This window comes from Stenotrophomonas sp. GD03794, from assembly GCF_029842145.1.
Lineage (GTDB): Bacteria > Pseudomonadota > Gammaproteobacteria > Xanthomonadales > Xanthomonadaceae > Stenotrophomonas > Stenotrophomonas riyadhensis.
Genome location: NZ_JAOCFV010000012.1, coordinates 85991 through 111464, shown reverse-complemented (window position 1 = coordinate 111464; position 25474 = coordinate 85991). Strand labels below are relative to the sequence as shown.

Here is a 25474-nt window from a genome sequence, read left to right as displayed (position 1 = left end):
GGGCAGAGCCCGGCGCATCCGTCAGTTGTCCAGCTCCAGCACCATCCGCACCAGGCCTTCGGCACCGGTCGGGTGCGGCACCGGCTTGAAGCCCAGCGAGGCGGCCAGCTGCTTCATCGGCTCGTTCTCGGCGGCAACGTCGCCGTACAGACGGTCCAGGTACTTGCCGCGGCCCCACTTCACCAGCTTGCGCATCAGCTGCCGGCCCAGGCCCTGGCCAATGAGGAAGCGGCTGATCAGGATCGCGTACTCGGCTTCACGGGTACCGGGGATGATCGAGGCCCGGGCGACCGCGCCGACCACCGCCTCACCGGCGGGCAGGGATTCGGCAGCGACCAGGGTGATCTCGGTCTTGGGATTCGGGTGGGTCAGGCGCTGGGTGGTTTCCGGCGACAGCTCGGTCACCGCCTGCAGGAAACGATCACGGATTTCTTCCGGCCCGAACAGGCTGAACGCCGCTTGCAGCGGTGCGCCATCTTCCGGGCGGATGGGGCGGATCAGCAGCTCGTGGCCGCTGGGAGCCTTGAAGATCTCATGCCAGGGCGGCATGCGGTTGCGAGTGGCCATACCGGGTGATTCCTTGGTGGTCCATCGATTGTGGCATCACCGGGGCTGCATTCCGTGAACGAAAGGCTCACGGCGGTACAGCCTCGTGAAGGCCGTTATTCGGGTGCTTTGAGCCAATCCAGGCGGGTGCTGGCCCCGGGTTCACCCAGGTGCTGGCGCAGCGCCGGCAGGGCCGGGCCGACCACCCGGTCGAACTGCCAGGGCGGGTTGAGCAGCAGCATGCCGCTGCCGTTGAGGCGCAGCGGTGAGTCGTCCGGGCGCACCAGGAACTCGATCGTCATCGCCGATTTCACCGGCAGGGCGGTGGCCTTGCGCAGGAAATGCAGGATGGTGCGGCGCTGCTTGATCGGGAACCAGACGGCACACGTGGCCTGCGGCCAGCGCGCCAGGGTCTCGCCCAGCGCGGCCAGGACCGCCTGGTATTCGGCGTCCTGGGCCTCGTAGGGCGGGTCGATCAGCACCAGGCCACGGCCGATCTTGCTGCCGTTGAACTTCGGCGGCAGCAGCGAACGCAGCAGCGCATAGCCATCGCCCGCCCGCACGTCGACGCGGCTGTCATGGGCGAACAGGGCCTTCAGCGTGGCCGTTTCGGCTTCCTGCAGCTCACAGACCGCCATGCGGTCCTGCGCACGCATCGCCTGCGCGCTCAACAGCGGCGAGCCGGGGTAGTTGGTCAGCGCGCCGACCGGATTGTCGGCCTGCACCGCCTTCAGGTAGCGCTCGACCACCTCGGGCAGCTTGGGCAGGGCCATCAAGCGCATGATCCCGGACTCGGCCTCCAGGGTCTTGCGGCTCTCTTCGCTGGCCAGCAGGTAGCGGCCGGCACCGCCGTGGGTGTCGAGCACGAAGAACGGGCTGTCCTTGCGCTTGAAGCTGTCGATCAGGGCCAGCTGCACGATGTGCTTGAGCACATCGGCGTGGTTGCCGGCATGGAAGGCGTGGCGATAGTTCATGGGCGGCAGTGTACGGGGCGGCGGCCGCAGCGGCTATGCTGCGCGCCATGACAGCTCCTGTTGCCCATGTCCTGGTGGTCGAGGACGAAGCCGCCATCGCCGAAACCGTGCTCTATGCGCTGCGCAGCGAGGGCTATGCCGCCAGTCACTGCCTGTTGGGCGGTGAGGCCCTGCAGCGGCTGCAGGCCGGCGATATCGATGTGCTGGTGCTGGACGTGGGCCTGCCCGATCTCGGCGGCTTCGAGGTCTGCCGGCGGCTGCGTGCACAGCCGGGGCCGGCGGCGCAGCTGCCGGTGATCTTCCTGACCGCGCGCAACGACGAAGTGGACCGCGTGCTCGGCCTGGAGCTGGGCGCCGACGACTACATGACCAAGCCGTTCTCGCCGCGCGAGCTGGTGGCACGGGTGCGTGCACGCCTGCGCCGTGCGGCGCCGGTCGTCGCAGCGCCCAGCGCCGATGCGGGCTGGCAGGAACATGGCGCGTTCGCCATCGACCGCGAAGGCCGGCGCATCCGCTTCCGCGGACAGGCGCTGGACCTCACCCGCTACGAGTACGCACTGTTGGAAGCATTGCTGCAGCGCCCGGGTGCCATCCTCAGCCGCGCGCAGTTGATGGACCGGGGCTGGGACAGCAGTGCCGACAGTGCCGACCGCACCGTCGACACCCATGTAAAGACGCTGCGCGCCAAGCTGCGAGCGGCTGGGGCCAGCGACGATCCTATCCGCACCCACCGTGGCCTCGGCTACGCGCTGGAGGTCTAGCCGATGCGCCTGGTGCTGAAGCTGTTCCTCGGCTTCTTCCTGATCACCGGCATCGCGGCCTTCTTCGTGATGCGCGTGTTCGTCAACGAGGTGAAGCCCGGTGTGCGCCAGGCGATGGAATCGACCCTGGTCGATGCGGCCAACGTGCTGGCCGAGATGGCCGCCGCCGACGTCAAGGACGGCACCATCCGCAGCGGCAGCTTCACCCGCAACCTGGCCAAGGCACGGCAGCGCGACCTGAAGGCGATGGTCTGGCGTTTTCCCAAGCGCTCGCTGGATTACCGGGTGACCATCACCGATGCCAAGGGCATCGTCATCTACGACTCGCTGGGCCGTGACCTGGGGCGCGACAATTCGCGCTGGAACGATGTCTACCGCACCCTGCGTGGCGAGTACGGTGCGCGTTCCAGCCCCGAAATTCCGGGCGAGGAAGGCGATACGGTGATGCATGTGGCGGCGCCGGTGTACGATCCGGCCGACGGCCGCACCCTGATCGGCGTGCTCAGCCTGGCCCAGCCGAACCGCAGCATCGATCCGTTCATCGCTGCCAGCCAACGCGCCATCATCGAGCGCGGTGCGTGGCTGATCGGGCTGTCGGCGCTGGTCGGCGTGCTGGTGACGATGTGGCTGACCACCGGCCTCGGCCAGCTCAGCCGCTATGCACGCGCGGTCAGCGCGGGCGAACCGGTGCCACCACCACGGCGTCGCCGCGACGAGATCGGCGATCTCGGCCAGGCGCTGGAAACGATGCGCCAGAAGCTCGAAGGCAAGGCCTACGTCGAGCAGTACGTGCAGTCGCTGACGCACGAGATGAAGAGCCCGCTGGCGGCGATCCGCGGTGCCGCCGAGCTGCTGCAGGAGCCGCTGCCGGAAGCCGATCGCGTGCATTTCGCGCGCAGCATCGTCGACCAGCAGGAGCGGCTGACCGAGACCATCGACAAGCTGCTGGCGCTGGCCGAAGTGGAACAGCACGGCTGGCTGCAGACCCGCGATCCGATCGCGCTGCCGGCATTGCTGGCCGATGCAGCGGCGGCCGCGCAGGTGCGCGCGCAGGCGGCCGGCGTGCAGGTCCGCATCGGCAGCGTGCCCGACCTGCGGGTGCAGGGCGACGCCTACCTGCTGCGGCAGGCACTGCACAACCTGATCGACAACGCGATTGCCTTCTCGCCAGCCGGCGCGGAGATCGCGCTGCAGGCCGAGGTGGACGGGCAGGGCGTGCGCCTGCAGGTAGCCGACCGTGGCGCCGGCATTCCCGACTACGCGCGTGAGCGGGTGTTCGAGCGCTTCTATTCGCTGGCCCGCCCCGGCAGCGGGCGGCGCAGCTCCGGCCTGGGCCTGCCGTTCGTGCAGGAGGTCGCGCGCCTGCATGATGGGCGCGCCAGCGTGGATATCCGCGAGGGCGGCGGCACCGTGGCCAGCCTGTGGCTGCCTTTGGGTGTGCCAGGCCAGCGCCCGCGCCGCTGACTTCACACTCGCTTCAAATTCGCCACAAACCCTGCTCACCGCGGCGGTCCATCCTGCAGCCCTCTCCAACGAGGATGGACCATGAAATCCCTGAAGATGCTGCTGCGGTTCGCCATTGTCGGCGGGCTGATCCTGCTGCTGCTGGTGCCGCTGACCATGATCCGCGGGGTCATCAACGAACGCAGCGCGTACCGCGACGAGGCCTTCTCGCGGGTGGCCGACAGCCGCGCCGGTGCACAGCAGCTGGTGGGCCCGGTGCGGGTGGTGCCGTGGGTGGAACGCAAGCAGGTTGAACTGGTCGACCCGCTGGGCGTCAAGAAGACCGAGGTGCAGGTCACCGAGGGGCACTGGCTGCAGATGCCAGCGTCGCTGGAGGTGGGCGGCGAGATGCTGCCGAGCCAGCGTGAGGTCGGCCTGTTCAAGGTGCCGGTATACAGCTGGAACGGCCAGATGAAGGCGACGTTCGCTGCAGACGACTATCCGGTGAAGGCCGGCCGCAGCTACGGCCAGCCGTATGTGGCGGTGGGCATTTCCGATGTGCGTGGCCTGGTCGGTACGCCGAACCTGCGCGTGGATGGCAAGCAGCTGCGCCTGCTGCCGGGGGTTGGTGCGGCCAGCGAGGTGGGCCGCGGTCTGCATGCACCGGTGGCCGGATTCGCCGAAGACCATGGCGGCACGCTGGCTGCCAGCACCGTCGAACTCGAGCTGCGCCTGGATGGCAGCCGCATGCTGTCGGTGGTGCCGGTGGGCGATGACACCAAGATCGCACTGCGTTCGAGCTGGCCGCATCCGTCATTCAGCGGTGCGTTCCTGCCCAACGAGCGTCGCGTCGACGCACAGGGCTTCGATGCGCGCTGGGCGGTGTCTTCGCTGGCCTCCGATGCACAGCGACAGCTGCGCAATGATGGTGCGGTCGAGTCGCAGGCGGTGACGGTGTCGCTGGTTGATCCGGTCGATGCCTACACCCAGGCCGACCGTGCCTCGAAATACGGCGTGCTGTTCGTGCTGCTCACCTTCGTCGGCTTCATCCTGTTCGAGCTGATCAGGTCGCTGCGCATCCACCCGCTGCAGTACCTCATGGTGGGCCTGGCGCTGGCGATCTTCTTCCTGCTGCTGATCAGCCTGTCCGAGCACATCGCGTTCTGGAAGGCCTATCTGGTCTCGGCGGTGGCCTGTATCGGCCTGCAGGCGGTGTACCTGGCCAACGTGCTGGGCCACTGGAAGCGCGGCCTCGGCTTCGCTGCGCTGCTGACCGTGTTGTATGGCGCGCTGTATGGCCTGCTGGTGTCGGAGAACAACGCGCTGCTGATGGGTTCGCTGCTGCTGTTCGTGATCCTGGCGCTGGCGATGTGGGTGACCCGCCGGGTGGACTGGTACGCGCTTGGCGCGGAACTGAAGTAAGGAGTACGCCATGAGCTGGCGCCAGGGATTGCGGCAACGGGCACGGCAGGGCATTCCGGCCCTGCTGGAAGTGGATGCGCTGCTGCAGGCACATGGCGTGCTGGCGGCCCTGCCGGGGGCACGGATCGCCCCCGGCCTGGTCCGCTTCCAGCTGGCGGCGGCGACCTGCGAGGGACTGCAGGGCAAGGGGCTGGGCTGGCTGCAGGACGCGCGGCAGGGACGCGGCGCGCTGGCTGGCCGGGTGCCGCGCTACCGGCCATGGAAGGCCGGGGCGGAGGCGCTGACCGAAATCGGCATCGGCGGCCTGCCCGATGACTGGCCCGCGCATGCGGCGGTGTACGGCTGCAGCAGCATCGACCGGCGGCACTGGTTGCTGCTGCTGCCGGAGCGGGCGCAGCTGTGGCTGGGATGGAGTGGGTAAGGTGGCCTGGCAGGCGCGAACCAACCACTCTCCTGTGGCTGCGAACCAACCACCTCTCCTGTGGGTGCGAACCTTGGTTCGCACGCTTCTGCGCTGTCCATGACCGATGGGACGGTATCGGCGCGCCCCTGCTGGCTAGACTCGATGGGTTGATGATCGAGCCGAAGGGCAGGGGTGCGATGTGTTGAAGTGGGGCATGCTGGCCGCAGCGCTGGCGATGGGTGGCAATGCAGGCGCGCAGCAGCGCGAGCCGGTGGACCTGGACATGGTCAGCCGCATCCGCCAGGAGGCCTTCCACCGTTCGCAGGTGATGGACACCTTCAGCTACCTCACCGAACGCATCGGCCCGCGACTGACCAACTCGCCGGCGATGGGCCGCGCCAATGCGTGGACCCGCGGCAAGTTCAACGAATGGAAGCTGGACAACGTCCACGACGAAGCCTTCGACGACTTCGGGCGCGGCTGGGAGTTCACCTCGGCCAGCGTGGAGATGCTGGGGGACCGTGTACAGCCGCTGCATGCACTGCCGAAGGCGTGGACGCCGGGCACCCAGGGTCCGGTTGAAGGCGAACTGGTGCAGGTCGAGATCAAGAAGCCCGAGGACATCGAGAAGTACCGCGGCAAGCTGCGCGGCAAGATCCTGCTGCTGGGCGAGGCGCGCGAGTACAAGCGCGGCACCGAGGCGGATTCGCACCGCCACGACGCCACATCGCTGGAGGGCCTGCAGGAGTTCACCCTGCCCAAGGACAAGGACGCCACCGCCGAACGTGCCAAGCGGGTCAAGGAATACCAGGAACGCCAGCAGCTGGCGACCAGGGTCAATGCGTTCTTCGTGGAAGAAGGCGCGCTGGCCTCGATCAGCATCAGCAGCTGGGACAACGGCATCATCCGCGTTGCCGGTGGCGGCTCGCGCAAGGCCGGTGAATCGGTGGGCATCCCCGAACTGGCGATGATCAGCGAACACTTCAATCCGCTGGTGCGCGCGCTGGAGGCCAAGCAGACCGTGCGCCTGCGCGTGGATGTGGCTGCGCGCTTCACCGACGAGGCCGACCAGCCGGGTTACAACACGCTGGCCGAGATCCGTGGCAGCAGCAGGCCCGATGAAGTGGTGATGATCGGCGCGCACCTGGATTCCTGGCACAGCGGTACCGGTGCGGCCGACAACGCGGCCGGCGTGGCGGTGATGATGGAAGCGATGCGCATCCTCAAGGCCACCGGCGCCAAGCCCAGGCGCACCATCCGCGTGGCGCTGTGGAGCGGCGAGGAGCAGGGCCTGATCGGCTCGCAGGCCTATGTGGCCAAGCACTTCGGCCGTTTCCCGGAACCCACCGACCCGGCGCAGAAGGCGCTGCCGGCCTCGCTGCGCGAACCAACCGGCGCGCTGCAGAAGACCCGCGACTACGGCAAGTTCCAGGTCTACTTCAACATGGACAACGGCTCTGGCCGCTTCCGTGGCATCTATGCACAGGAAAACCTGGCGGCGATGCCGATCTTCGAAGCCTGGCTGGCCCCGTTCCATGACGTCGGCGCTACCACCGTGGCCACCCGCAACACCGGCAGCACCGACCACATCAGCTTCGACCGCATCGGCCTGCCGGGCTTCCAGTTCATCCAGGACCGGCTGGACTACTTCACCAATGTCCACCACAGCCACCTGGACACCTGGGACCACGCCGAACCGGAAGACCTGAAGCAGGCCGCGGCCATCGTCGCCTCGTTCGCCTACAACGCCGCGATGCGCGAGCAGTCCTTCCCGCGCAAGGTAGAACCGTAAAAGGGGACGGAGGGGATTAAGTCGTTTCTCCCCTCCGTTTCCCGGTCGCAGCCCCAGGAGCTGGGCAATCGCGACTTAATCCCCTCCGTCCCCTTTTTCCGTCGGGGGCGGCGGGCTGGTAAAATCGGGGGATTCCCGTTCCTCGAGCCGTCCATGACCTGCCGCACCCGCTTCGCCCCCAGTCCCACCGGCTACCTGCACATCGGTGGTGCCCGCACTGCGCTGTACTGCTGGCTGGAGGCCCGCCACCGTGGCGGCGAGTTCGTGCTGCGCATCGAGGACACCGACCGTGAACGCAGCACCCAGGGCGCGATCGACGCGATCCTGGAGGCGATGGAGTGGCTGGGCCTGGACTATGACGAAGGCCCGATCTACCAGACCGACCGCGTCGCCCGTTACCTGGAAGTGGCCGAGCAGCTGGTGGCCGACGGCAAGGCGTACTACGCCTATGAGACCCGCGAAGAGCTGGACGCGATGCGCGAGGCCGCCATGGCCAGGCAGGAGAAGCCGCGCTACAACGGCGCTGCACGCGAACTGGGCCTGCCGCGCAAGGACGACCCGAACCGCGTCATCCGCTTCAAGAACCCGCTGGAAGGCACGGTGGTGTTCGACGACCTGATCAAGGGCCGCATCGAGATCGCCAACAGCGAGCTGGATGACATGGTCATCTTCCGCCCGGACGGCTACCCCACCTACAACTTCGCGGTGGTGGTGGACGACTGGGACATGGGCATCACCGAGGTCATCCGCGGCGACGACCACATCAACAACACCCCGCGCCAGATCAACCTGTACGAAGGCATCGGTGCGCCGGTGCCGAAGTTCGGCCACATGCCGATGATCCTGGACGAGCAGGGCGCCAAGCTGTCCAAGCGCACCGGCGCGGCCGACGTGATGCAGTACAAGGACGCTGGCTACCTGCCGGACGCGCTGCTGAGCTACCTGGCCCGCCTGGGCTGGTCGCACGGTGACCAGGAGCTGTTCAGCCGCCAGGAGCTGATCGACCTGTTCGACGTGAAGGACTGCAATTCCAAGGCCTCGCGCCTGGACATGGCCAAGCTGGGCTGGGTCAACCAGCACTTCCTGAAGACCGAGGATGTGTCCGCGATCGTGCCGCACCTGGTCTACCAGCTGCAGAAGCTGGGCCTGGACGTGGCTGCCGGCCCCGCCCCGGAGGACGTGGTGATCGCCCTGCGTGAACGCGTGCAGACCCTGAAGGAAATGGCCGAGAAGGCGGTGGTCTGGTACCAGCCGCTGACCGAGTACGACGAAGCGGCGGTGGCCAAGCACTTCAAGGCCGGTGCCGAGGTGGCGCTGGGCAAGGCCCGCGAACTGCTGGCGGCGCTGCCGGAGTGGACCGCCGAATCGGTGGGCGTGGCCCTGCACGACGTCGCCGCCGCGCTGGAGATCGGCATGGGCAAGGTCGCCCAGCCGTTGCGCGTGGCCATCACCGGCACCCAGGTCAGTCCTGACATTTCCCATACCGTGTACCTGGCCGGCCGCGAGCAGGCCTTGAAACGCATTGATGTGGCCATCACCAAGGTAGCAACGGCCTGAGGCATCCTTGCCAGGCCCGAACCGGAGAACACGCATGCCCGCCAAGACCGCCACTGCCTGTACCGCCCCGCACCACCACGTCCACGACGCGTCGGATTTCGTGGCGGTGGTCGAGCGTGTCTCGCGCGAACGCGGGCTGCGCCTGACCCCGATTCGCGCCAACGTGCTGAAGCTGATCGCCGAGGCCGGCAAGCCGGTCAAGGCCTACGAGCTGCTGGAATGGGTGCGCAACGGCAAGGGCGTGGGCGCTGATGCCCCGCCCACCGTGTACCGCGCGCTGGATTTCCTGATGGCCAATGGCTTTGTGCACAAGCTGGAATCGGTCAATGCCTTCGTGGCCTGCCACCATCCCAGCAGTGCCGCGCACTCGGTGCCGTTCCTGATCTGCAACAGCTGCCACAGTGCTGTGGAGCTGGAAGACCGCGAGATCGTCACCCAGCTGGAGAAGCGCGCCAAGGAGCTGGGCTTCCAGCCGCAGGCGCAGACCCTGGAAGTGCACGGCCTCTGCGCGCGCTGCGCGGGCTGAGTCGCGGCGCATACCCGGACTGAGCCGCACGCTCAGTCCCGGGCGGCGTGCTCTTTCAGACGTTTCAGGACGCTGCGCTGTGCGTCGACCAGTACAGGGTCGTCCACCCGCAACTGCTCGACCCAGGCGAGCGCTGGTACCGGGTCGGCATGGCGCACGAAATACAGTGCCTGCGCCAGGAAATGCACATTGGGCACCCTGGCGTCCCAGATGAGCTTGGCGATACGCAGCATCGACGCCTGCATGCCGGGTGTAACCTCAACGCCGGTCTTCCCCGAAAGCGCAGTATTGAGGCAGTAAATCGCCTGGCAGGGCAGATCACGCGGTGTGCCCGCACGCGACCAGTCAGCGCGTTCGGCAAAGTCCAGCAGGACGGCAATGGCTGCGGGGCCACTCACATCGGCCAGTGTGCCGAGCGCGAACACTGCCAGCTGGGGGTCACCCAGCATATCGCGCAGGCCTTCAACGCCCTGGCGTCCCCAGGCGGTACAGGCCTTGGCCCAGCCGCCGAACGGTACGACCCGGCTACCATCGCCCAGCAGGCCATCATCCGGCCAACCGTGCAGTATCCGCAGCCGCTCAATCTCCTCGCCACCTTCGGCGCCGTGCTCCTGCACGAAGGCGATCAGATCTTCCGCTTCCAGCATGTCCTTGGCCGCCCGCCTGGCCAGTGTCGTGAATTTCATCGTCTTCCAGCGATCCTGATCCAGATCCGCAACGGTAGCGGATCAATGGGGTGAAGGCAGTCAGCAGCCTGCACCCTAGTCCATCGGCTTGGACCGGGTATCCACCCGGACGATCACCGACATGCCGGGCCGCAGCTGCGCGGCCAGCGTCTGACCTTCATTGATCGATATCCGCACCGGCAGCCGCTGCACCACCTTGGTGAAGTTGCCGCTGGCGTTGTCCGGGCGCAGCACGCTGAACTCCGAACCTGTGGCGGGTGCGATCTCCTGCACGCGGCCGCGCAGCACCTGGCCCTGGAACGCGTCCACCGAGAACGTGGCCGGCTGACCGATCGCCATGCCCCAGGTCTGGCCTTCCTTGTAGTTGGCCACCACCCATAGCGTGTCAGGCACCAGGAACAGCAGCTGCGAACCGGCGGCGACGTACTGGCCCACGCGCACGCTGGCTTCGCTGATCTGGCCGTCGCGCGGTGCGTGGATCACCGTGTTGGCCAGGTCGATGCGCGCCAGTTCCAGTTGTGCCTGTGCACTTTCCACCTGGGCCTCCAGGCTCTTGCGCGCCACCTGGGTCGACACCAGCGTTTCCTCGGCGATGCGGATCTGCGCCTGCGACTGCTGCACGCTGGCCTGTGCCGAGGCCTGGGTGGTGCGGAACTTGTCGCGGTCGTTGACCGACACCAGTTGCTGCGCGGCCAGTTCCTCGTAGCGCTTCAGCTCGTTGCGCGAGCGTTGCAGCTCCGCCTGGCCGGCCGACAATGTGGCGTGTGCGGAGGCGATCTGCGCACGGTTCTGCGCCTGCGACTGGTCCGAGTTGGCCAGTGCCGCACGTGCGCTGTCCAGCGTCGCCTGCGCCTGGGCGACACGCTGCGTGTAAATGCGGTCATCGATGCGCAGCAGCGGCTCGCCCTCCCTCACGTGCTGGAAGTCCTTCACCAGCACTTCGGTCACGTAGCCGTTCACCTGTGGCGCCATCACCGTGATCTGCCCGCGCACATAGGCGTTGTCGGTCACCATCACGCTGCTGGTGAACGGCCACAGGTGCCAGGCGCGCAGGATCAGCGCAATGCCCAGCAAGGCCACCACCACCATCACCACCACGCTGCGCGCGCTGGGCTTGAGGTACTTCGGCGCGGCAGCCGGTGCCGCGGGCGTGGGCGCAGGCGCCGCATCGGTCGGCGGCGGTGGAGTGACGTTGTCGGCGTCGATGTCGTCGGGGCGGGGCGGGACGGGAGGCATGGAGGAGGACTCAGCGGGGCGCGGCCGGCGTGACCGCAGCGGGGGAGGTGGGGTGGCGCTTGCGCCATTGCTTGAGCACGGCGGTGCGCAGCGACAGCAGCAGCAACCAGCCCAGGAAGCCGATCGCCAGCCAACCGCTCAGCGTGAACACATCATTGAAGCCACGCACGTTGGCTTCGCGGCGCGTGGTCTGCGCCAGCTGCGCGCTGCCCTGCGCGCTGCGCAGCACCGGGTCGGTGATCTGTGCGCTGTACAGCTGCTGCTGGATGCGCAGGCGCTGCGCCACCACCGGGTCGGCCGGGTCGAGCTGGCTGGTCAACGCGCTGGAGTACAGCTGCTCGCGGTGCAGCTGGAAGGTACCCAGCACCGCCGAACCGGCCAGGCCGCCCAGCGTCTGGGTGATCGACAGCGTCACCAGGAAGGTGATCATGTGGTCCACGCCCTGTTTCAGCGCGGCGGAAATGCCGAGCATGATCAACGGGCCCATGAACATGCCGGCACCGACCGAGGCCAGGAACTGGCTGACGTAGAAGTCGTGCGGTCGATCCATGCTGGTGCGGTGCTGATCGAAGAAGGCGGCAGCGCCGAGCAGCAGGATCGCCATCAGCAGCTGCGCGATCAGCCGCTTCGGGCCGAAGGTCAGCGAGGCACCGGCGATGCCGGTGACCACGCCCGCGAGGATCACTACGAACAGCGGGCGCATCTGGTCCGGGCCCATGCCCAGCGTGCGCATCAGGTTGACCACGCCATAGGACTGCTCGGTGGTCAGGAAGCGGATCAGGAACGCGCCGACGATGAAGTGCAGCACCGGCAGCTTCGACAGCCAGCGGATCTGCAGCAGTGGATTGCGCCGGTAGTGTTCGATGATGAAGGCAGTGGTGGAGAGCACGATCGAGGCGACCAGCGCCCAGCCCAGCCATGGCGTGTTGAGCCACCAGCGGGTGTAGCCCTGCGCCAGCACGATCACCAGCAGTGCGACGGCCGGTGCAAGCAGGGCGAACGTGAGGAAGTCCAGCGGTTCGAACGCCTTCACCTGGATGCCGGGCGGCAGCTTCAGCACCACCACTGCCGCGAACGCGCACAGTGCCAGCCCGGCTTCGAATGAGTAGAGCTGGTGCCATTGGCCGGTATCGACCAGGCCTGGTGAAACGATCCAGGCGATCGGCACCGCCAGCTGCGAAAGGCCGACGCCAACCACCAGCAGATTGCCGGTAAAGCGGCGCGGCAGCGCCTGCAGCATGTAGAGCGTGCCCAGTGTCGAACAGGCCGCACCCGCGAAGCCGCTGGCGGCGCGGGTCAGCATCGTGGTCTCGAAGCTGCCGACGAACAGGTGCAGTACCGCCAGCGCCGCGTACAGGCCCAGCCCGATCTCGGCGAACAGGCGGATGCCGTACTGCTGGCGGAACTTGAAGGCCAGCAGGTTGGCCGTGACGTTGACCATTGCATAGGCCGCCACCAGCCAGCTGCCCTGGGTCGGGGTCAGTGCCAGCTGGCCCTGCAGGAAGGGCAGGTTGGCGGTGACCAGCGCATTGCCGAGGCCACCGGTGATCGCCACCAGCAGCGACACCAGTGCATAGGCCACGCGTCGATACGGTGGGTGCCAGGGCATCGACGCCGAACCGGGCATGGTCGGCTTCTCGTGCTCCTCCCAATCCGGAACCGGCTTCAGATACGGCTGGACCATCAGCGGGCCTCGCTGGTTGCTCCCTGGAGACCCCCGCGCAGCAGCTGCAGGGCACGCCCGGCCAGGTGGGCGCGCTCGTCGCGGGTCTTGCCGCGCAGGGCCGCGCCCAGCATGCCCGAGATCAGTGAAATATCCGTCTTCTCCAGGTCGGCACGGCACAGGCCGGCGGCCTTGGCACGGGCGATCGGTGCTTCCAGCAGATCGCGCACGGTCTCGCGCGCGGTGCGCATGGCCGGCACGTCCGAATCGACTGCACGCCAGTAATCGGCCAGTGCCGGCGAATCGATGATGCGCTGGGCCATACCCTCGAACACTTCGAACAGGGCATCGTCGCGGTCGCCTAGCTGCTCGACCTGGCGCCGGATACGGTCGACCGTACGTTGCAGCAGGGCCTGGATCAGCGCGGTGCGGTCGGGGAAGTTGCGGTACAGGGTGGCGCGGCCCACCTGGGCGCGTTCGACCACCAGGTCCAGCGGGGCGGTGACACCATGTTGGCCGAACACGTGATCGGCGGCATCGAGGATGAGGGCACGGCGGGCAGCAGCATCGGCACGTTGGGCAGTCATGGAATTATTTTCGGACAAAAGTGTCCGATTGGCGAGACTTTGAGTGACGGGATTGTCCGCTTGTTGTGGTACGCACATCTTTGTGACGGGTGTGTGATGGATCCTGCTGGAACGAAGACGGAAGCTCGAACGCTCCTTCAGGACGCAGTAGATCCACGCCATGCGTGGATGAAAAGCTGGCGCAGAAGGGATCTGGCTAGTGGCTGGCTGATCCGCTCATCAAGTCTTCTTCCTGTTCTTGATGAAAGCGATGAACTCTTTCTTGTGGCCCTCGAAGACGCGACGGCCGTACTTCCGGTACTGGGGTTCGAACAAGGCGTAGGCCGCATCCAGATTTCCCGATTCGAACTGGATGGTGGCTGCAAGTTCATCCATGTACTCGCTCGAGGCTTCGCCTTCTCCATAGATGCCTCTGGCGACCATCGCCCACTCTCTGGCCTTTTCAAACTGAGCGGTATCGCGATAGAAGATGGCTATTCCATACGATGAAATCTGGCCGTATTCATAAGCAGATTTCGGCTCCGGAATCATGTCCCAGCTTTCAAGGAAGCGATGCTCTGCCTCCGCAATGTCGCCGGCCAGCCAAGCGGTTCTCCCACGCTTGGCGGTTGCAAGGAAGCGTTCTTCCAGTTCGGCATCGAGACTCATGGCCATGCAGGTGTTTCCGCTCAGTTTGTCTATTGAATTGACGCCTGATTGAGTCTAGCTGCGCAACGGATGGTGTCGCGGAGGCATAGCACCATTTTCACCAGTTCATGCCATATGCGACAGAAAAAGGGGGCCTTCCGGCCCCCTTAGGTAACGTTCCGACGGCGTAGCCCGGTCAGAAGAACGCGCGGATGCCGAATGCGACACCACGGCCCGGCAGCGGCGAGTAATCACGCAGCAGCGAGGTATGCGGACGCACTTCGCGGTTGGTCAGGTTGCTGCCATCCAGGAACACCTCGTAGCTGTTGCTCGCGTTGCGATCCCAGCGGTAGGCCAGATGCGCGTCGACCAGGGTGTAGCCGTCGCTCGGCGCTTCGTTCTGGGCGACATCCTTCTGGCGGCTGTAGCGGACCGCACCGACCGAGGCGCGCCAGCCGTCCTTCGACCAGCGCAGGTCGGCGCCGACGCGGGCCGGGGCGATGCGCGGCAGGTAGCCGGTGTTGGCCAGCTCCACGCTGTAGTTGTGGTTGTGGTCGCCATGCGGCACGGCGATGTCCAGGTTGCGGCTGCCGTTGCCATCAAGCTTGGCCTTCACGTAGTCGCCGAACACGCGCAGGTCCCAATCACCGGCGCCGCCTTCGAACAGATGCACCAGCGCTTCGGCTTCGGCACCGCGGAACACCGCATCCTGTTGCGTCCAGGCGCGGACCGGCAGACCCTCGGTAACGCCGGTGTCGGCCAGGTAGATGAAGTCCTTGAATTTGGTCTGGTAGACCGACGCCGAGAAGTCCAGGCGTTCGCTGTGGGTGTGGATGCCCAGTTCCACGCGCTGGCCGCGCTCGGTCTTCAGGTTGGCGTCACCGATTTCCAGCGAGCGGGTGGCGATGTGTGCGCCGGCGGCATACAGCTCTTCGTTGGTCGGTGCACGCTCGGAGCTGTCCACGCCGATGCGCAGGTCAACGGCATCGTTGAGCTTCCAGATGCCGGCCGCAGACAGGTTGGTGGCGCCGAAGGTGCGGCGGCGATAGTCACCGGTCGGGTCCAGCTTGACCTGGTCGTGGCGGCCGCCCAGTTCCAGCTTGAACGGACCGAACTGCTTTTCCTGCAGCACGAACAGGCCGATGTTCTTCGTGCCGGTATCCGGAACGAACGCCTCTTCGCCCTTGGCACCGAAATCACTGTTGCCGAACTGCAGGCCGAAGGCGCCGTCCCAGCCGCCGATCTGTTGCTGCACGGCCTCCAGGCGCGCCTCGATGCCACGGTTGGTGAAGCGGGTGGACGGCGTGCCGGCTTCCAGCTCCACGTGTTCGTAGTCGGTGTAGGCCACGCGTGCATTGATGTTCTTCAGGAACGAGACCGGGTTGTAGATGCCGGCCTTGGTCTCGAAGCGGTTCTGCACCATGTCGATGCGCACGTCATGCTCGTCGCCGCCTTCCTCTTCATCGCCATGGTCGTGGCCGTGGTCATGGCCATGATCATCGCCATCGGCATGCACGTGCGCGCCATTGGGAATGCCGTAGTTGGTGCGATAGGTGCTGGCCGATACGCCGAAGTAGCCGCCGTCGCCCAGCCAGGTCGCGCCGACGCCGCCGGCGCGGGTGCGGATCGAGCTGTTGTCGAGGCGGCCGCGGCGCGGTTCTTCGCCTTCTTCGCCCGCGTGGTCATGGTCGTGATCGTGATGGTCTTCAAGGCTGTCGATCACTGCATAGCCGGGAATGCGGTAGTCGTCGCCATTGCGCACCAGGCCGTCCACATGCAGCACGACATTGCCGCTGACGCCATCGAGGCGGAACATGCCGCTGCGCTCGTTGTTCACCGAATTGCCGCGCAGCTCGGCGCGGCCGCTGAGCGGGCGCTCCGGCAGCTCGCGGGCGATGCGGCCATCCACCACATTGACCGCGCCACCGATGGCGCCACTGCCGAACAGCAGCGTGGCCGGGCCCTTCAGCACTTCGATCTGGTCGGCCAGGAACGGCTCGATGCTGGTGGCATGGTCGGCGCTGACGGTGGAGGCATCCATGTTGCCCATGCCATTGGACAGCACGGCCACGCGCGGGCCTTCCTGGCCGCGGATGATCGGGCGGCCGACGCCGGGGCCGAAGAACGTGCTCTGCACGCCTGGCAGCTTGGCCACGGTATCGCCGAGGGTGCCGGCCTTCTGCTCGTCCAGGCGTTCGCCGGCCAGTACCTCCACCGGGCGCGCCAGCGATTCGGCATCGCCCTGCAGCGGCGACGCAGTCACCTGCACCGACGACAGTTCGGTCAGGTGGCGGTCACGATGAGCGCTGTCATCGCCGGCGGCAAAGGCAACCGAAGGCAGCAGGGCGGCGAGGGCCAGAGCGAGGGAATGCGGCTTCAACCGCGGGGTGTGGGCGGGCATGGAGCGGGTCCTTTGTTACAGTGTATCAATCGCTGGGCGCACGTATCCCGTCAGCGGGACAGGGGGAGGGAAACCGTGCGGGTCGGGGATGGATGTTATATTATTCCATAACGATTCGCCGACCCTGCTGGAAGTCATGTCCCTGTCCTCACGCCTGCGCCACCTGCTAGACCGTTTCGGCGCCACCGGTTCGATGCTGTGCGCGGTGCACTGCGCGGTGATTCCCGTGCTGCTGGCGGCGGCGCCGTCGCTGGGCCTGTCGTTCTGGCTGAGCGATGGGGTGGAAAAAGCGCTGGTGGTGTTCGTCACCCTGCTCGGGCTGTTCAGCCTGGTCTGGGGCTACCGCCGGCACGGTGCGCTGCGTGCGCTGGGCTTCCTGATTCCCGGCCTGGTCGCGTTGTGGGCCGGCGTGCTGTACGACCCGCTGCACCACAATGCGGTGCCACACGCGGTGGTGATGACCATCGGCGGCCTGCTGGTGGGGGTCGCCCATCTGGTCAACCTGCGCCTCAACCACGGTCACGTGCACGACGCCAGCTGCGCGCACTAGGCGCTCCGTGATAGGATTTTCGATCGTGCGCGGGGGCGCCCAGCAAGGCGGCCCCGCCGAACCCGTGTCAGTACGGGGTAACCAGATTTCACATTTGAGGAGTTGAAGACATGGGTAAGGGTGACCGCAAGACCGCCAAGGGCAAGCGCTACAACGCCAGCTACGGCAACGCCCGTTCGCACACCGCGAGCAAGGTCGCCGTAGGCGCCGCCGCTCCGGTTGCCAAGAAGACCGTGGCCAAGGCTCCGGCGAAGAAGGCTGTGGCGAAGAAGGCCGTCGCCAAGGCCTGATCCGGCCCAGACCGGTTCAACGAAAAACGCGGCGCCTGGCGCCGCGTTTTTTTGTGCCCGCGCGCAGGCCGGCACACGATTCTATGTAGAGCCGAGCCCATGCTCGGCTGCATTCGGCCAGCCGAGCATGGGCTCGGCTCTACAGGAGCGTCAGCGCAGGGTTTTCTTCAGCGTTTCCGGATTGCCATCGTTCGGCGCGGCCGGCACCTGCAGCAGGTGCGCCAGCAGTGGGTAGACGTCGACATTGTCGAAGCCGTCGATCACCAGGCCCTGGCGGAACGACGGGCCGCTGGCCACGAACACCGCGCGCATGGAGGGCAGGGCATTGTCGTAGCCATGCGAGCCGCGATCCTGATGGTCTCGCTTGGCGATCTTTTCCTGATGCAGGGCGTCCCAGCCTTCATCCATCATGCAGACAATGGCGGGAATGCGCGGGTGGGTGCCGTAGTGCAGCCGCGGCGGCAGGTTCTCTTTCTTCCAGCACTCGTAGTGCGCGTGACGACCGAGCAGGGCGCGCTCGGCGGCGGCCTCATGGCCAGCCACCGGCGCGAAGCCCACCGACTGGCCCTGGCTGACATTGCGCGCGATGGCCGGGGCGGCCATTGATTCGGTGGAGATCACCTGGCCGACCGGGACGCTGGCCATGCCATGGTCGGAGACCACGATCACGTTGGTGGTCGCGGCCAGGCCGCGCTGCTGCAGGCCATCGAGCACCTGGCCGACGATCTGGTCTGCGCGCACGATGGCGTCGGCATACTGCTTCGATTCGGGGCCGTAGTTGTGGCCGGCCTTGTCCACGTGTTCCATGTACAGCGTGGTCAGGCGGGGGGCATCGGCGTCGGTCTGTGCAAGCCAATCGAGCACGATGCCGGCGCGCTGCTCCAGCGGTTCCTTGCCGTCGTAGACGCGCCACTGGCTCGGGCGCACACCGCGGATTTCCGATTCGCTGCCCGGCCACGAGGTGGTGGCCGAACGAACCCCGGCGTTCTCGGCGCCGACCCAGATCGGTTCGCCGCCCCACCAGCCGCTGGTGGTGACCGCTTCGCGGTTGCTCAGCTCGAACCGGCCCAGTGCTTCATCGTCCATGCTGTTGTTGACGATGCCGTGGTGGTCCGGGCGCAGGCCGGTGACGATGGTGTAGTGGTTGGGGAAGGTCAGCGAGGGATAGGACGGGGTCATCCAGCGTGCACGCACGCCGCCGTCGATCAGGCGCTGCAGGTTCGGGGTCAGGCCGCGATCGAGTGCGTCGGCGCGCAGGCCGTCGATCGAGATCAGCAGCAGCTTCGGCGGCGCGGCCGCAGCGACGGACGTGGGAACGGAGGCGGTAGGGGCGGGCGTGGTGGTGCAGGCGGCCAATGGCAGCAGCAGCGCCAGCGCGCAGGTCAGGCGTACGGAAGTCATCCGCGCATGATAAGCCGGTGCAATGACGCGCCCAAGACACGGCGCGCTATCGCGCGCCGTGTCCGCGCATTTTTCCTTATCCCCGCGCCTGTCGGCGCGCCCCCTTCAACAAGAAGGGGGCTTTTCTCCAGACATATTCCTGATGCTTCCATCCACGCATGGCGTGTATCTGTCGTGTCGACCAAGGTCGACATCTACCCACAGCCGCGCAGAATGACGTTCGGACAGATCGCAGGAACCTGTCGAAGGCGGGGTGGGTCCGCGCAGGAAGCCCGCTGTTGCTGTTGCTCTAGCCTCTGCGGGTGCCGGGCGCAGCCGGGCCAACCCTCTCAGGCGAACAGCGGTGCCTGGCGTTGTTCCAGTCGCAGCAGCGCGGCCTTGGTTTCCAGGCCACCGCCGAAGCCGGTTAGTGCCCCGTTGCTGCCGATCACGCGATGGCAGGGCAGGATGATCGGCAGTGGATTGCGGCCATTGGCCGCGCCCACCGCGCGGGTCGCGCTGGGCTGCCCCAGGTGCTGGGCCAGCTGCAGGTAACTCCAGGTCTCGCCGAACGGAATCAACGCCAGCGCTTGCCACACCCGCAGCTGGAACGGCGTGCCGCGTGGCGCCAGCTCCAGGTCGAAGCTGCAGCGTTCACCGTGCAGGAACTGCAGCAGCTGTTCGCGCGCTTCGGGCAGTGCATCCGGCGCGTAGTGCCAGTCGTCGCGCCCGCGCGCCGGGTGGCGGTTCTCCGGGAACAGCACATGGGACAGGCCACGCTCGTCACCGGCGATGGTCAGCACGCCGATCGGGCTGTCGAAACGATCGAACAACAGGGTCATGTCGGTTCTCCAACGAAAGTGCCGGACAGGTGCCACAGGTGCAGCACGGCATAGGCGCGCCACGGCCGCCAGGGTTGCGAGCGCGCTTCGGTCGCGCGTTCGCTCAGGCGCTGGCCCTGTGCGTGGCCGAGGACCTGCTGCAGCACCAGGTCGCCGGCAGGGAAGGCATCGGGCTGGCCGAGGCCACGCAAGGCGATGTACTGCGCGGTCCACGGACCAATGCCGGGCAGTGCCACGCAGCGCGCAACGAATTCCTCCAATGCCTGACCGGGCTCGAAGTCGAGCTGGCCGCTGGCGCAGGCGGCGGCCAGTGCGCGTACGGTGGCGGCGCGGCTGCGCGGCAGGCCGATCGATTCCAGCGGCGCCCCAGCCAGCACCTCGGGGGCGGGGAACTGGCGATCGAATTCCGACGGCATGCCCGGCAGGTGCGCGCCATAAGCATCGACCAGTCGCCGCGCAAAGGTCGTGGCTGCGGCAACGGTGACCTGCTGGCCGAGTACGGCGCGCACGCCGACCTCGAAGCCGTCCCAGCCGCCGGGTACGCGCAGGCCGGGGCGCTCGGCGATGCCACGCGCCAGCAAGGGTTCCTCATCCAGTGCGGCGTGGACCTGCTGCAGGTCGGCATCCAGATCGAACACGCGACGCACGCGGCGCACGATGTCGGGGATCAGGCGCGGATCGACCGCGCCCAGCTGCAGGCGCAGTTCCGGGCGCTTCGGGTCGGCGGTGACGCGCAGCAGGGTGGGGCGCTCCGGCGTGCCGAGCACGCGCTGGTAGCTGTCTTCGCCGATCAGCTCGATGCCGGGCAGGCTGCGCTTGTGCAGGAAGGCCAGCATGCGCGGGAAATCCAGCGGTGGCCGGTATGCCAGACGCAGTACCAGGCAGCCATCGTCGGCGGCCAGCGGCTGGTGCTGGCGACGCAGTGCGGTCGGTGCCATGCCGCAGCCCTGCAGGAAGGCCGTATTGAAACGGCGCAGGCTGTTGTAGCCGGCGGCCAGCGCGACGTCGGTCACCGGCAGCGTGGTCTCGGTCAGCAGCTGCTTGGCCAGCAGCAGCCGATGGGTGGCGTGGATCTGCCCTGGCGTTGCGCCCAGATGTTCAACGAACAGGCGCTGCAGCTGGCGCGCGCTGAGGCCGATCTTCTCTGCGAGGTCCGCGACGGGCTGCTCCTGCAGGAAGCCGCCATGGATCAGGGCCAGTGCGCGCTGCACGGTCTGCCCGGCCAATGCCTGCTGCGCCTGCGGTGCCAGCTCGGGGCGGCAGCGCAGGCACGGGCGGTAACCGGCTGCCGCAGCCGCGGCCGCGGTCGGGTAGTAAGTGATGTTGCGCGGCTTCGGTGGCGGTGCCGGGCACACGGGGCGGCAATAGATGCCGGTGCTGCGCACGGCGGTGAAGAACACGCCGTCGAAGCGTGCGTCGCGGGCCAGGCGGGCGCGGTCGCAGGCGGCGGTGTCGAGGGCGAGGGCGGTGTCCATGGCGCCAGTCTAGGCGTGTGCGGGCGGGGATACTCGCCGGATTCGGACATGGATGCTGGAGGGGGTTCTGGCAGGGCTTGCAGCCCTGCACCCGCCGAGGCCAGAGCATCAGCAACAGCGGGCTTCCTGCGGGTGGGCGGGGTGGGTCCGGTTGCAGGGGGCGCTGCAAGTACGTCCCTGTAAGCTCGGTCGCGCCATCCATGGCGCTCACGCCCCTGCAACCGGACCCACCCCGCCTTCGACAGGTTCCTGCGACCTGTTGGGACGGCGTTCCGCAATGCTGTTGGTGGGTGGCGACCTTGGTCGGCACGCTTTTTTCCCAAGGGTCAGAAGGGGTTCAGTGCCACGCGCTGAATGCGCGCCCTGGACGGGTAGACTGTGGCTCTTGCTCCCATGAATCCCGGTTGCCCGATGTCCGCCAAATTCCGCTGGTTGCCCCTGTTGTGCCTGGCCCTGGCGGGCTGCAGTCAGCTGGAGAATCCGGGCAATGTGACCGCTGCCGACAAGGCGGCGCGGGCGCCGGCCAGCGATGGCGAGAACATGGTGTCGATCAATGCGGCTGACGCACCGCCACCGCCGGCGCCGCCGCGCAGCCGGGCGGATCGGCCGTGGCCGCAGGCGCAGTTGGAGAATGGCCGCGCCTGGGTCAGCTGCAGTACCGAGTACGCCGGTGAGGCGGGCGATGGCGTCGAGCTGGAGGGCCTGCAGCGCGAGCAGATTGCCCAGGCCCTGGCGCCGTGTGCCGAGCGTGGTCTGATGCGTGTGCGTTACGCCGGCAAGATCAATCCGGGCTTCGCCGAAATGATGTGGCGACTTGCCGTGGTCGCCGATGAACAGAAGATCCACAAGCGCATCCTCGATCTGGACTCCAGCGGCGGCCAGGTGGAATCGGCGATCGTCGCCGGTGACAGCATCGGTGAATCGGGCTGGACCATCTGGGTGCGCGAAGGCTCGATCTGCCACAGCGCGTGCGTGTTCGTGCTGGCCGCCGGTGACAACCGCCTGCTGTCGGGCAAGGTCGGCATCCACCGCATGATGCGCATCAGTTCCAAGGCCACCTCGCGCGCCGAGCTCAACCGCGAGCTGCACGAGGTCTACGACAACGTAAAGGACTACCTGCAGCGCAACGGCGTGGCGGTGGGCGTGGCCGATCTGATGATGACGGTGCCCAACCGCAGCCTGCGCCTGCTGACGCCGGACGAACTACGCCAGTACGGTCTGGATGGCACCAACGCGGTGCAGGACGATCTGGAACGGATCAAGCAGATGCGCGCCTGCGGCGATGACTTCGTGCAGCGCAAGGACGCGTTCCTGATCGCCTTCGACCAGCAGTGCAAGCGCGAAGGCGCCGACATGGAATCGATCAACAGCTGCGGCCAGGCACTGAAGCAGCGCTTCGGTTTCCCGGATGCGGTGTGCCCGGAAGAAAGCCCGCTGTCGGAAATCGATGTGGCGACGTTGCCGCCGGCACCGTCCGAGCCGCCGCCGGTGGCCGAACAGGCCCCGGCCGCAACCGGCACGCCGGCTGCGCAGGCCGATGCGGCGGCGGTGGAAGGCAGCGCCCACGCGCGCTGACGAACGGCTCACTGCGCTGGCGTAGACTGCGGTTCTTTCCCGAGAACCGGCGGTGTCCATGAAGCGCGTGCTCCTGCTGCTGTCCCTGCTGCCCCTGACTGTATTGGCGCAGGCACCTGCGCCGGCCACGCCCGCCCCGGCGCCCGCGCGTCCGGCCCCGTCATCGCCGGCGGCTGCGAAACCGGCCACGGCCGGCGCTCCGGCGTTGACCGCCGCGCAGCAGGCCCAGGTGCAGAAGCAGGATGCGGAAATGGGCGCGGCCGCAGTGAAGGCCGCGCAGCTGGTTGATGCCAACCGCGCCGGCGAGTTGTGGGATGGCGCTTCGGCCGTCGCGCGCCGCGCAGTACCGAAGGCCGCCTTCGTCAGCCAGTTGACTGCCGAGCGCACGCGCCTGGGCGCGCTGGCCGGGCGTGGCCAGCCGACCATCACCCGGGTCAAGTACAGCGCCGGTGCCGCGGTGCCGGAGGGGCTGTACATCAACGTCAGCTTCCCGACCCGTTTCGCCAACAGCGCGCAGCCGGTACGCGAGCTCGTCTCGTTCCGTTTCGACGAGGACCAGGTGTGGCGCCTGGCCGGTTACAGCCTGCGTGCGTCGGCACCCTGAGGAGATGATCGATGGCAACTGAACTGACGATGCTGGCCTGGTCGGTGCTGCTGGGCTTTGTCTACATCTTCGCTACCTCCACCGTAGTCACCCGCGAGCGCGGGATGAAGTGGAATGCCTCGGCACGCGATGGCGATGCAAAGCCGGTCAGCGCGCTGGCCGGTCGCCTGCAGCGGGCGCAGGCCAACTTCCTGGAGACGTTCCCGTTCTTCGCTGCCGCCGCCATCGCAGTGGTCGTGGCCGGGCGCGGCAACGACACCACGGCGCTGGCCGCGCAGGCCTACTTCTGGGCGCGCGTGGTCTACCTGCCGCTGTATGCCGCGGGCGTGCCCTACGTGCGCAGCCTGGTCTGGGCGGTGTCGCTGCTGTCGATCCTGGCGCTGGTGTTCGCGTTGTTGTGATCCCGGCCTGATCCAGATCAAGGCCGGTCAGGTGCGCGGCGCTATGCTGGCCCGGACTGAATCAACGGCAGGAGGCGCGCATGCGCAGGATGGACGTGGTGGTGGTCGGCGCTGGACCGGCGGGTCTGTGCTTCGCACGCGCGCTGGCCGGCAGTGGCCTGCAGGTCGGGCTGGTCGAAGTTCAACCGCGCCAGGCCCTGGCCGAAGCCGCCTTCGATGGCCGTGAGATCGCGCTGACCCATGCCTCGCGGCAGAGCATGGAGCAGCTGGGGCTGTGGCAGCGCCTGCCGCAGGCCGAAGTCGCTGAACTGCGCGATGCCAAGGTGATGAACGGCGGCTCGCCGTTCGCGCTGACCTTCGCCAGCAGCCAGGTCGACGGCCAGCCGCTGGGCTGGCTGGTACCCAACCATCTGATCCGCCGCGCTGCGTGGGATGCCGTGCAGGGGCAGGACGGCCTGGAACTGTTCGACGGGCGCAAGGTGCTGGGCGTGCAGGCCGATGCGCAGGGCCACGTGGTCACACTCGATGACGGCAGCCAACTGCACGCGCGCCTGCTGGTCGCCGCTGACAGCCGCTTCTCCGCCACCCGCCGCATGCTCGGCATCGGTGCGCAGATGCGTGACTTCGGCAAGTCGATGCTGGTGTGCCGCATGCAGGTCGAGCGCGACCATCACCACACTGCCTGGGAATGGTTCGGCTACGGCCGCACCATGGCGCTGCTGCCACTCAACGAGGGCCAGGCATCGGCGGTGATCACGCTGCCGCCGCGGCAGATCGAGGAGCTGCTGGCGATGGACGAGGTGGCCTTCGGTGAGGCCATCAGCGGTTGCTTTGAGCACCGCCTGGGCCGGATGCAGCCGGTGGCCACGCCGCAGGCGTATCCGCTGGTGGGTGTGTACGCGCACCGTTTCGTCGGCGAGCGTTCGGCGCTGATCGGTGATGCCGCCGTCGGCATGCACCCGGTCACCGCGCATGGCTTCAACCTGGGACTGGCCAGCGCACAGCGGCTCGCACAGGGCATCGTCGCGCAGCAGCGACGTGGTGCCGACATTGCCGCCGCTGGCATGCTGGCCAGCTACCAGCGTGGTCACCGGCTGGCGTCGCGGCCGCTGTACGAGGCCACCAATGCAATCGCCAGCCTGTATACCGACGATCGTCGCCCGGCGCGGCTGCTGCGCGCGGCGGGCCTGCGTCTGGCACAAGGCGTGGCACCGTTCAGGCAGCTGATCGCCTCACACCTGACCCAGCGCGTGGCCTGAACCGGTTCAGATCAGCCCGTTCAGATCATCCGGCGGCCAGCACCCGGATCTGGCTGTCGGCGAATTCGACCACCTGGCCTGCGCGGATCTTGCAGGCCTTGCGCAGTTCGACTTCGCCATCGACCCGCACCTGGCCATCGCCGATGACCATCTTGGCCTCGCCGCCGCTGGTGACCAGGTCGGCCAGCTTGAGCAGCTGCTTGAGTTCGACGTAGTCACCGTCGAGGTCGAATTCGAGAATCTGCATGGAGCGGGGTTCCTGGGAAGAGGGCGCAGGCCAGTGGCCGGGCCGGGGAAGAGGGCGCGTATTGTGCGCCAGCGCGGGGCATGACGGCACGCGCACGGAAAGCTGTACGCGTTGTTCAGGATCAATGCGGTATCATTCCGCTCTGAGCGAGTGAAATCTCCTCCGACCGAGCAGCGCCAGGGCACGCGATAAGAAGGGCGCCCAAAGCGCGGACCATCACCTTTTTT

Annotated in this window: 25 protein-coding genes; 13 read left to right on the top strand and 12 right to left on the bottom strand. The window is 67.3% G+C overall.

The window, feature by feature from the left end:
- Window positions 1–21 precede the first annotated feature (21 nt).
- Window positions 22–567: a GNAT family N-acetyltransferase gene (locus N5D91_RS09200; RefSeq protein WP_004150340.1), complete on the bottom strand. Its 546-nt coding sequence runs from the start codon at window positions 565–567 to the stop codon at window positions 22–24.
- 95 nt (window positions 568–662) lie between these two features.
- Window positions 663–1520 carry a 23S rRNA (adenine(2030)-N(6))-methyltransferase RlmJ gene (gene rlmJ / locus N5D91_RS09195; protein WP_180846345.1) on the bottom strand — a complete coding sequence of 286 codons (858 nt, stop codon included), beginning with the start codon at window positions 1518–1520 and terminating at the stop codon, window positions 663–665.
- A gap of 35 nt (window positions 1521–1555) precedes the next feature.
- Between rlmJ and creB the strand changes: the two genes are divergently transcribed.
- The 7 genes from creB (at window position 1556) to N5D91_RS09160 (ending at window position 9424) form a co-directional block, all read left to right on the top strand.
- Window positions 1556–2281 carry a two-component system response regulator CreB gene (creB, locus tag N5D91_RS09190; protein ID WP_110711666.1) on the top strand — a complete coding sequence of 242 codons (726 nt, stop codon included), beginning with the start codon at window positions 1556–1558 and terminating at the stop codon, window positions 2279–2281.
- A gap of 3 nt (window positions 2282–2284) precedes the next feature.
- Window positions 2285–3745, top strand: coding sequence for a two-component system sensor histidine kinase CreC (gene creC, locus N5D91_RS09185; protein WP_032130266.1), 1461 nt, complete (start codon window positions 2285–2287; stop codon window positions 3743–3745).
- An 81-nt stretch (window positions 3746–3826) separates the two neighbouring features.
- Entirely contained in the window at window positions 3827–5146 is a 1320-nt protein-coding gene (gene creD / locus N5D91_RS09180; protein ID WP_110711667.1) for a cell envelope integrity protein CreD, read from the top strand.
- Between the two features lie 10 nt (window positions 5147–5156).
- Entirely contained in the window at window positions 5157–5567 is a 411-nt protein-coding gene (locus N5D91_RS09175) for a hypothetical protein (RefSeq protein ID WP_110711668.1), read from the top strand.
- Between the two features lie 196 nt (window positions 5568–5763).
- Entirely contained in the window at window positions 5764–7341 is a 1578-nt protein-coding gene (locus N5D91_RS09170) for a M20/M25/M40 family metallo-hydrolase (protein WP_180854199.1), read from the top strand.
- A gap of 153 nt (window positions 7342–7494) precedes the next feature.
- A complete protein-coding gene (gene gltX / locus N5D91_RS09165; protein WP_180854200.1) occupies window positions 7495–8898 on the top strand; it encodes a glutamate--tRNA ligase in 1404 nt (467 codons plus the stop codon).
- Window positions 8899–8932: 34 nt separating this feature from the next.
- The gene (locus N5D91_RS09160) at window positions 8933–9424 is read left to right on the top strand and encodes a Fur family transcriptional regulator (protein ID WP_004150412.1); all 492 of its coding nucleotides are present in this window, start codon (window positions 8933–8935) and stop codon (window positions 9422–9424) included.
- 32 nt (window positions 9425–9456) lie between these two features.
- Here the strand turns inward: N5D91_RS09160 and N5D91_RS09155 are convergent, their stop codons facing one another.
- The 6 genes from N5D91_RS09155 to N5D91_RS09130 all read right to left on the bottom strand — a co-directional run bounded on the left by N5D91_RS09155 (window position 9457) and on the right by N5D91_RS09130 (window position 16624).
- On the bottom strand, window positions 9457–10110 hold the full coding sequence (locus tag N5D91_RS09155) for a hypothetical protein (RefSeq protein WP_153856869.1): 654 nt from the start codon (window positions 10108–10110) through the stop codon (window positions 9457–9459).
- Window positions 10111–10185: 75 nt separating this feature from the next.
- Window positions 10186–11346 carry an HlyD family secretion protein gene (locus tag N5D91_RS09150; RefSeq protein WP_180854201.1) on the bottom strand — a complete coding sequence of 387 codons (1161 nt, stop codon included), beginning with the start codon at window positions 11344–11346 and terminating at the stop codon, window positions 10186–10188.
- Window positions 11347–11356: 10 nt separating this feature from the next.
- The gene (locus N5D91_RS09145; RefSeq protein WP_132809655.1) at window positions 11357–13030 is read right to left on the bottom strand and encodes an MFS transporter; all 1674 of its coding nucleotides are present in this window, start codon (window positions 13028–13030) and stop codon (window positions 11357–11359) included.
- A complete protein-coding gene (locus N5D91_RS09140; protein WP_010483118.1) occupies window positions 13030–13596 on the bottom strand; it encodes a TetR/AcrR family transcriptional regulator in 567 nt (188 codons plus the stop codon). Before N5D91_RS09140 ends, N5D91_RS09145 begins: the two co-directional genes overlap by 1 nt.
- A gap of 219 nt (window positions 13597–13815) precedes the next feature.
- Window positions 13816–14250, bottom strand: coding sequence for a hypothetical protein (locus N5D91_RS09135; RefSeq protein ID WP_153856872.1), 435 nt, complete (start codon window positions 14248–14250; stop codon window positions 13816–13818).
- A 169-nt stretch (window positions 14251–14419) separates the two neighbouring features.
- Window positions 14420–16624, bottom strand: coding sequence for a TonB-dependent receptor (locus N5D91_RS09130; protein WP_153856873.1), 2205 nt, complete (start codon window positions 16622–16624; stop codon window positions 14420–14422).
- Between the two features lie 136 nt (window positions 16625–16760).
- On the opposite strand from N5D91_RS09130, the gene N5D91_RS09125 reads away from it, so the two are divergent.
- Window positions 16761–17174 carry a MerC domain-containing protein gene (locus N5D91_RS09125; RefSeq protein WP_125895775.1) on the top strand — a complete coding sequence of 138 codons (414 nt, stop codon included), beginning with the start codon at window positions 16761–16763 and terminating at the stop codon, window positions 17172–17174.
- Window positions 17175–17284: 110 nt separating this feature from the next.
- Window positions 17285–17464 (top strand): 30S ribosomal protein THX, encoded by a 180-nt coding sequence (locus N5D91_RS09120; RefSeq protein WP_004150462.1) that lies wholly within the window; start codon window positions 17285–17287, stop codon window positions 17462–17464.
- 150 nt (window positions 17465–17614) lie between these two features.
- Here N5D91_RS09120 and N5D91_RS09115 read toward each other — a convergent pair whose 3' ends face one another.
- The 3 genes from N5D91_RS09115 to N5D91_RS09105 all read right to left on the bottom strand — a co-directional run bounded on the left by N5D91_RS09115 (window position 17615) and on the right by N5D91_RS09105 (window position 21161).
- Window positions 17615–18865 carry an ectonucleotide pyrophosphatase/phosphodiesterase gene (locus N5D91_RS09115; RefSeq protein WP_180854202.1) on the bottom strand — a complete coding sequence of 417 codons (1251 nt, stop codon included), beginning with the start codon at window positions 18863–18865 and terminating at the stop codon, window positions 17615–17617.
- Window positions 18866–19194: 329 nt separating this feature from the next.
- Window positions 19195–19686, bottom strand: coding sequence for a methylated-DNA--[protein]-cysteine S-methyltransferase (locus N5D91_RS09110; protein WP_110711676.1), 492 nt, complete (start codon window positions 19684–19686; stop codon window positions 19195–19197).
- Window positions 19683–21161, bottom strand: a complete 1479-nt coding sequence (locus N5D91_RS09105; protein WP_110711677.1) for a DNA-3-methyladenine glycosylase 2 — start codon at window positions 21159–21161, stop codon at window positions 19683–19685. The genes N5D91_RS09110 and N5D91_RS09105 overlap by 4 nt, the downstream gene beginning before the upstream one ends.
- A gap of 411 nt (window positions 21162–21572) precedes the next feature.
- Between N5D91_RS09105 and N5D91_RS09100 the strand changes: the two genes are divergently transcribed.
- The 4 genes from N5D91_RS09100 to ubiM all read left to right on the top strand — a co-directional run bounded on the left by N5D91_RS09100 (window position 21573) and on the right by ubiM (window position 25000).
- Window positions 21573–22736: a hypothetical protein gene (locus N5D91_RS09100; RefSeq protein ID WP_110711678.1), complete on the top strand. Its 1164-nt coding sequence runs from the start codon at window positions 21573–21575 to the stop codon at window positions 22734–22736.
- A gap of 58 nt (window positions 22737–22794) precedes the next feature.
- A complete protein-coding gene (locus N5D91_RS09095) occupies window positions 22795–23340 on the top strand; it encodes a DUF4019 domain-containing protein (protein ID WP_180854203.1) in 546 nt (181 codons plus the stop codon).
- A gap of 11 nt (window positions 23341–23351) precedes the next feature.
- Window positions 23352–23741: an MAPEG family protein gene (locus tag N5D91_RS09090; protein WP_164162539.1), complete on the top strand. Its 390-nt coding sequence runs from the start codon at window positions 23352–23354 to the stop codon at window positions 23739–23741.
- An 80-nt stretch (window positions 23742–23821) separates the two neighbouring features.
- Window positions 23822–25000 (top strand): 5-demethoxyubiquinol-8 5-hydroxylase UbiM, encoded by a 1179-nt coding sequence (gene ubiM, locus N5D91_RS09085; RefSeq protein ID WP_110711681.1) that lies wholly within the window; start codon window positions 23822–23824, stop codon window positions 24998–25000.
- Window positions 25001–25025: 25 nt separating this feature from the next.
- Here ubiM and N5D91_RS09080 read toward each other — a convergent pair whose 3' ends face one another.
- Window positions 25026–25247 (bottom strand): RNA-binding S4 domain-containing protein, encoded by a 222-nt coding sequence (locus N5D91_RS09080; RefSeq protein ID WP_010486399.1) that lies wholly within the window; start codon window positions 25245–25247, stop codon window positions 25026–25028.
- Between the last annotated feature and the right edge of the window lie 227 nt (window positions 25248–25474).